This window comes from Oscillibacter valericigenes, from assembly GCF_016902445.1.
GTDB classification, from domain to species: Bacteria; Bacillota; Clostridia; order Oscillospirales; family Oscillospiraceae; genus Oscillibacter; species Oscillibacter avistercoris.
This window is the reverse complement of sequence record NZ_JACSNX010000089.1, coordinates 1-242: the sequence shown is the minus strand read 5'-3', so window position 1 is coordinate 242 and position 242 is coordinate 1. Positions and strand designations below refer to the sequence as shown.

The following is a 242-nucleotide window of genomic DNA, read 5'->3' as shown; positions in this document are numbered from 1 at the left end:
CGCTGTCTTAACCACTTGACCAACGGGCCATGGTGCACCTTCACGGACTCGAACCGGGGACCCACTGATTAAGAGTCAGTTGCTCTACCAACTGAGCTAAAGGTGCAAATCCCTTTTGAGGGCTACCTTCTTTCCTGCACCCTCAAAACCGAACAATGTGACGCCGCGTTCAAGCACGCCTGCTTCTTCTCGTAGGTCAAGCCCTCGGGCGATTAGTACCGGTCAGCTCCATACATTACTGC

1 tRNA gene is annotated in these 242 nt (G+C 53.7%); it reads right to left on the bottom strand.

Features of this window, described 5'->3' with window-relative positions:
• Positions 1-30: 30 nt before the first annotated feature.
• Positions 31-106: transfer RNA gene (locus H9X91_RS14140), tRNA-Lys, on the bottom strand.
• Positions 107-242 lie beyond the last annotated feature (136 nt).